This window comes from Vicinamibacteria bacterium, assembly GCA_035620555.1.
Taxonomy (GTDB): Bacteria; Acidobacteriota; Vicinamibacteria; order Marinacidobacterales; family SMYC01; genus DASPGQ01.
Genome location: DASPGQ010000363.1, coordinates 1 through 6,701, shown reverse-complemented (window position 1 = coordinate 6,701; position 6,701 = coordinate 1). Strand labels below are relative to the sequence as shown.

5 protein-coding genes are annotated in these 6,701 nt (G+C 62.3%); all 5 read left to right on the top strand.

Annotation, left to right across the window (positions count from 1 at the left end):
• Positions 1 to 363 (top strand): hypothetical protein (locus VEK15_14730; GenBank protein HXV61950.1); only part of this gene is annotated, 363 nt, incomplete at its 5' end.
• Entirely contained in the window at positions 353 to 1,480 is a 1,128-nt protein-coding gene (locus VEK15_14725) for a hypothetical protein (GenBank protein HXV61949.1), read from the top strand. The genes VEK15_14730 and VEK15_14725, both read left to right, overlap by 11 nt.
• A 139-nt stretch (positions 1,481 to 1,619) precedes the next feature.
• Positions 1,620 to 4,184, top strand: coding sequence for a prolyl oligopeptidase family serine peptidase (locus tag VEK15_14720; protein HXV61948.1), 2,565 nt, complete (start codon positions 1,620 to 1,622; stop codon positions 4,182 to 4,184).
• Positions 4,185 to 4,276: 92 nt separating this feature from the next.
• A complete protein-coding gene (locus VEK15_14715) occupies positions 4,277 to 5,884 on the top strand; it encodes a PAS domain S-box protein (protein HXV61947.1) in 1,608 nt (535 codons plus the stop codon).
• Positions 5,881 to 6,701, top strand: an 821-nt coding sequence (locus tag VEK15_14710) for a gamma-glutamyltransferase (protein ID HXV61946.1), incomplete at its 3' end; no start/stop codon positions are given. The genes VEK15_14715 and VEK15_14710, both read left to right, overlap by 4 nt.

Below are 6,701 nucleotides of genomic sequence, written 5' to 3'. Positions count from 1 at the left end.
CGCTTCGATTTCTTCTTCACCGAGGATATGGGAGGGCAAGCCGCGGAGCTCCGCGAGTTCGAGATACCCGAGGACGGCGAATCGATTTATCGGGAGATCTTGAAACGGGACGGGTTCTTGAAAGAGTTCATGAGCCGGGGGGCCTGGCAGGACATTCATATTCCCGCGCTCCAGGCGAAGGACTTGGCGCTCGCGCTGATCGAGCGCGAAGGGCATCGCTATTCGGTTGCGGGGAAGAAGATCGTCAAAGCGGCCTGGCTGCTGGATATATTCGGCGACGAAGGGAATCGGGAGAGAGTGGAATCAGCCTACCTTCTCTTCGAGGCGGCGCTCGGAGATCTGGAAAGTGCCCATGCCCAGTAGCCTCCGCGCCGCGCTCGCACTCTTCCTGGGGTTTGGCACTCCTTCGATTCTCCTGGCCCATGAGGGCGGGCCTTCCCGTTTCAACTACCGCGACCATATCCGCCCCCTTCTGGAGAAGCGCTGTGGCGCCTGCCATCGGCGCGGGGGGCCGGCCCCCATGACGCTGCTCGAATACGACGAGGTCGTGCCCTGGTCACGAACGATGATGATCCAGATTCTGGAAGCAAGCATGCCGCCCTGGCTTCCGGCGGACGGCGTGGGCGAGTTCCTGAACGCGCGATCCCTGAGCGCCGCGGAAATCAACATGTTGATTGACTGGGCGGTCGGTGAGCTTCCGGAAGGTGAGCCGATCGACGTTGGAGACGACGCGCTTCTTCTACTGGAAGACCCCTTCGAGGATAGGCCGACCGCAGTCCCAGGTCCTCCACGAGAATGGAGCCTGGGAGACCCGGACCTCGTCCTGCGACCCGAGACCGGGGTCTCGATCGAAGTGGGGGAGGAAGAAAAGCTCGTTTGCCTGCCTCTGCCGGTCGCGCTCGAGGGCCCTCGCGTGGTCGAAGCGTTCGAAGTCAGACCCGGTTTGGCTAACGTAGTGCAGCGCGCGACGCTCTATCGAAGCGGTTCCTGCGACGACCGAGGACGACCGCTCTTCACCTGGCTTCCCGATCAGAAAAGCATCTCCGTTTCCGGCGGCCTGGGCGAGCCCCTCCCGGTCGGCTCCCCCCTATCCGTCGAGATCTTCTATCGCCGGGGATGGGAAGTCGGCGACGTCAGCCTGGAAGACCGCACCGAGGTAGGCATTTGGTTCGCTTCCGCCACGGAGCCCGTCCAATCAGTGCGAATCACCCATCGAGTCTATTCTTTCCCCACCGCTGTCGAGCTCCTCGCGATCTTTCCGGATCCATCGTCGATGGATGACCTTCAGCCATTTCGAGTCGAGGCGCGGTTCCCTGGTGGACAGGTCATCCCACTTCTCGTCATCGAACGGTACGACCCGACGTGGAGGGAGAAGTACCAGCTTCGCGAACCCATGCGGCTTCCACAAGGTGCGGAGATCCGACTCTCTCGGCCCGCGGCGTGGATCGATTTCACGCCTACCCAGGACAAAGCCGAATAGGGAACTCGCTGCATCAATTGTTCTGTCTGAACACGTCGCGCTTCGGCTTCGTCCCGTCCGTGGCAGGCATCCATGGCGACCGCCCGCATCGTGACGTAGAATCGCTCCGCTGCGTCTCGGCGGTTTCCAGGAGGTTCTCATGCGTCACCGCATCGCGCTCATTTGCGTAATCTGGCTCCTCGTCACGCCTCTCGTGTTGCTCGCTCAGGAGCTCGACCCGGGCTACATCCTCCCGCCCGAGCCCGTTCAGGACATCTTCCGCAAGGACAAGAACTTCACGACCCTGAACCAGCTCGGCCCCGACGGCGATCACTTTCTTGTCCCACTCTCCACCGAGCTGTCGACGCTCGAGAAGATGGGAGAGGAGACGTTGAGGCTCGCTATGCTCGAGGTCCGACCACGCGTGAACCGGGAGTGGCACCTCGATACCTACGGGATCTACGGGCTGCAGGTCTTCTCATTGAGCCAGCGACGATTTCGCGACATCGACCTCCCCGCGGGCATTTTTGTCAGCGACATGATGTGGTCGACCGACGGCAGCGAGCTCGCTTTTCTCGCCCATTTGAGCGAGAGGACCGAAGTGTGGATCGCCGACGTGCGCACCGGGAAAGCTCGCTCGGTCTCGAGTGCCCCGGTCATGGCAACACTGGCTGCGGGACCTGCCCAGCGAAGGCCGTCGGAAGCGCCGTCGGGAATGCTTCAGTGGACTCCGGAGGGAGGCCTGCTCACCTTGCTCGTTTCCCGAGAGCGAGGCGACGCGCCCCGAAGCGGCCTTCCCAGCGGACCCATCGTCCGTACGACACGGGACAAGGAAACACCGAATCCGACGTATCCCTTCCTCTTGCGGGATCAGGCGGACGCCGAACGGTTTCGCTACCACACGACGAGCCAGCTCGCCGAGCTCAAGCCCGGACAAGCTCCACGCTGGATCGGAAGACCCGGCATGTTCCTCGAATTCTCGTTGAGCCCCGACGGCAAGCACATCCTCGCCGAGCGAATCGTGGAGCCGCTTTCCCACATCGTGTCCTTCACGGAATTCGCCCGGAATCTCGAAGTGATGGACCGCGACGGAAACGTCCTCTCCACGGTCCGAGAAATGCCTATCCGAGAAGGTCGCGAGCGGGGACCCGATCGGATCGAGCAGAAGCTCCCTCGTGAGGTCCGGTGGCGGCCGGACGGAAACGGACTCGCGTTTCTCTGGCAGGAGGAAGCCGACGAAGAAGAAAACGATGGGAACGAGGAGGAGGCGACGAAGAGCGACAAGGCGGATCGCCTCATGCATCTCGAAGCTCCCTTCGCGCTCTCGAGCGCACGAGTCCTGGTGACTTCCGACGTCTCGAAAAAGGAGACCTTTGCCGACGTTCGTTTCTCGCTCGAAGGGGACTGGGCCTTCACCCTCGTGAAAAGCTCGACGAACGGCAAATCCCGCGAGCGGGTGGCAGCGTTCGACCTGAATCGGGACCCCGCGCAGGAGCACGTCATCGCCGCGGACCACGATCCCGAAGATCCGGTGAAGCTGCCCGGCGAGGTGCTCACCAGGTCGACACCCAACGGCCTGCTCTACGCACTGTTATCGACCGACGGGCGACATGCCTACTTGAAGGGTTCCGGCTACGCAGAGGATTTCGAGCCCCAGCCTTTCATCGATCGGATTCGCATCGCCGACGGAAGCAAAGAGCGCCTGTTCGAAGGGCGCGAGGACGCCTACGAGCAGCCACTCGTGCCGCTCGACGCCGATTTGACGCGCATGACGGTGAGCCGGGAGACCCGGACCAACTTCCCCGACAGCTTCCTATGGAGCTCCGACGCGGAGATGGTGAACCTCACGAACAACCGGGATCCGTTTCCCGAGCTCACGGCCGTCGAGCGCGTCGATTTCGAGTTCACCCGGCGTGACGGCCTCGTGGTGCAAGCGCGGATCTCACTTCCCCTGGGTTATCGGGCGGGCGAGCGCGTTCCCGCGATCTTCTGGACCTATCCCTCGGAGTACTCCTCGGAAAAGGAGTACCGTCGCGATGCCATTCGTGACCGCGCCCACAACCGGCACAACGAGCTCAGCTACCTGCGTTGGTCCGACATCTGGCTGACCCAGGGTTACGCTCTCATCCACCCCGACGTTCCCATCATCCGCAAAGACCGCACCTACAACGACAACTACGTCCAACACCTCGTGGACAGCCTCTATGCCGCCATCCGGAAGGTCGACGAGCTCGGCTACGTCGACATCGATCGTATCGGTCACGGCGGGCACAGCTATGGCGCGTTCGCCACGGCCAACCTCCTTGCCCACACGCCCTACTTCAAGGCGGGGATCGCCGGCGACGGCGCCTACAATCGAACCCTCACGCCCATGGGTTTCCAGAGCGAGCGACGTTTCCTCTGGGAGAATCCACACGTCTACTTCGAGATGTCACCGTTCTTCCAGGCGGACCACATCGATACGCCGCTTCTGATGTACCACGGCCTCGACGACAACAACACCGGCACCTTTCCGATCCAATCGGAGCGGATGATGCAGGCCCTCACCGGGCTGGGAAAGACGGCGGTCCTGTACCTCTATCCCTTCGAGTCGCACGGGCCCCGAGCGAGAGAAACGTACCTCGATCTCTGGGCGCGGTGGCTCGAATGGTTCGACACTCATGTAAAGGCACCCGGAACCGAGCAGGCCCCGCCGACCGAAAACCAGAGCGTCGCCCAGCGATGAGCCGAGAATCCGCTCGACGCCACAGGTCACGAGTCGGGCACGCATGACGGGCGGCGCTTTTGACATCGGGGCGTCAGGTCGTAGACTTCTCGGTGACCCGGAGTCTGATGGGGAAGCCGACGACCAACGATCATTCGGATGAGCTCGGGACGATTCTGGACGCCGCCCCGTTCCCGCTCCTCATCAGCCGTCTATCCGACGGCGAGGTTCTCTACGCGAACGACCGTATTGCCGAGCTCGTGGGCTTGACGGCCCGCGAGCTCGTGGGGAACAAGACTCCGGATTTCTATCAGAGTCCGGCGGATCGGAAAGCGCTCCTTGCCGAGCTAGAACGGGCAGGGCGGGTGACCGACTACGAGCTACGCCTTCGAGACAAGGAGGGCCGGGAACGCTGGGCGCTTGCCTCGGTGGCCAGGGCAAGGCTCAGAGGCGAAGACGTCCTGGTGGTGGGTCTCAACGAGATCACCGAGAGGAAAGCGGCCGAGCGGGCGCTCTCGGACAGCGAGCGTAAATTCCGCGGTCTCGTGGAGAACGCCAATGACATCATTTTCGTGCTGACGCCCGACGGGATCATGAGCTACGTGTCGCCCAACTGGCCGGAAGTACTCGGCCATGACGTGTCGGAGATCATGGGCAAGAGCTTCGCGCCGTTCGTCCATCCCGACGACCGTCGAGCCTGTTACGATTTCCTCGCCCTCGTCGTCCGGACGGGAGAAAAGCAGAGCGGCATCGAGTACCGCGTTCGGCACAAGGACGGGAGCTGGCGATGGCACACCTCGAACGCGTCTTGCCTCAAGAACGCGAACGGAGACGTCGAGTGGGTTCTGGGCATCGCCCGGGACGTGACCGACAAGAAGAAGGCGCAACGGGCCCTCGAGAAAGCGCACGAGAAGCTCCGGGCAGCTCAGGCGCAGCTCATCGAGGCCGAGAAGATTGCCGCGCTCAGCAGCCTGGTGGCGAGCATCACGCATGAGTTCAATTCTCCGCTGGGAGCCATCAACAGCGTGCAGAACACCCTGGCGACCGCGGTGGCCAGGCTCGCGGAGGACTTGAATGCTACGGAGCTCGGCCATCGGGAGAATCGCGTTCGGTCGACGCTCACGGCGATCGAGGAGGCGGACTCCATCATCCGCTGCGGGGCGGATCGCATCATGGAAATCGTTCGGCGGCTGCGCGGCTTCGTTCGACTCGATGAAGCGGAGCTGAAGCCGGCGAATCTCCACGAAGGCATCGAAGATGCCCTGGCGCTACTGCACGCCGAGCTCGCGGGAAGGGTCGACGTGGTGCGCGACTACGGAGACCTTCCCTCCGTCATCTGTCATCCGGCTGACCTCAATCAGGTCTTCCTCAACCTGCTCAAAAACGCTTCTCAGGCCATCGCGGGCCGGGGCACGATCGCAATTAGTACGTCGGTGGAAGGCGAGATGGCTCGCCTTTCGTTCCGGGATAGCGGCAAGGGAATTAGCGAGCATCGGCTGAAGTCCATCTTCGATCCGGTATTCAGCACCAAAGCCGAACGAGTGGGTGCCGGGCTGGGGTTGGCCATATCGAGTCAAATCGTCAAACAGCACGGGGGCGAACTGACCGTCGACAGTCGTCTGGGCGAGGGCTCGGTCTTCACCGTCAGAGTTCCTTTGAGACCGCAGGTAACACGTTTACGGAGTCCGTCGTTTTCGAAGTCGACAGGAGGGGATCTATGAGGCTGATGGCTCTGCTCATGACGAGTCTGGCGTGTTTAGCCGCCGATGCGCAGGAACGAGAAACCCCGGTTCTCGAGACGATTCGACCCTTCAACTCCTACGGGCATGTGTACGACGACCAGAGTATCGAAGCGATGCGACCTCGAGTGATGGGGAGCCGGGGGGTGATCTCGAGCGGGCATTACCTCGCGACACTCGCGGGCATGGAGGCCTTTCGCCGGGGCGGCAACGCCTTCGATGCCGGCGTCACCGCGGCCATGGCGCTCAAAGTCACCAAGATGGGCTACGCCGGCTGGACCGGAGTGGCGCCTCTCATTCTGTACAGCTCCAGGGACCGTGAGGTCTTGACCCGCGTCGGGGCGGGAACGACTCCGGCAAAGGCTACTCTCGCGCACTTTCAGGAGCATGGTAAGACGGCGATCAACACCGCCCTCATTCCCGCCGACGTCGACGTCTGGCTCGCCGCTCTCGACCGCTACGGCACATTCAGTTTCGAGGAAGCCGTTCAGCCCGCGCTCGAGATCGCCGAAAGCGGCTATCATCTCTACAAGCATCAAAAAGGGCTTCTCGACACTCAGCAGGAAGAGATCACCGCATTTCCCTACAACGTCCAGTTCTGGTTCCCAAACGGCGTCGGGCACCAGAGGCTGGGTGACCGAATGAAAAACGGCGACCTGGGAAAGCTCATCCGCACCATGATGAAAGCGGAAGAGAAGGCGCTTGCCGATGGAGCGTCACGCTCTGAGGGAATCCGAGCGGCGCGTGATGCCTTCTACCAGGGAGACCCTGCCCGGGCGGTGGAAGATTTCTTCTCCCG

Coding starts and splice junctions, on each gene's coding strand:
- VEK15_14720 (HXV61948.1), top strand. CDS start 1,620: ATGCGTCACCGCATCGCGCTCATTTGCGTAATCTGGCTCCTCGTCACG.
- VEK15_14725 (HXV61949.1), top strand. CDS start 353: ATGCCCAGTAGCCTCCGCGCCGCGCTCGCACTCTTCCTGGGGTTTGGC.